General features: G+C 38.4%; 1 pseudogene. It reads left to right on the forward strand.

The features are described from left to right. Positions 1 to 310 (forward strand): annotated as a pseudogene (locus HC175_RS22475) (hypothetical protein); the annotation flags it as partial.

Here is a 310-nt window from a genome sequence, read left to right on the forward strand (position 1 = left end):
AGTATTGCCTATAAAGCTTTTGCCTCTAATAACTGGTTTTATGGTTTATTAGGTGAAGCTTCAATTAGATTTGAAGAAGTAAAGGATCCACAGGCGATGAAAAAATTTGAAGACAGCCTGGGAGACACGGTGAAATTATACTCTTCTTCCCATCTTGAAAAATACTTGGTGTTAAGGAAAAAAGGAGCGAAAGCCGTGATGGGATCAGGACATTTTGTGGCAACATTAAGAAGGGAGGTTTTTGATTTGGGGTCAAATTCCCCTGCCTATATTAAGATCCAGGGGGGAGTGGAGAATAAATTTATTGATA

It is taken from the genome of Salinimicrobium oceani (assembly GCF_012037645.1).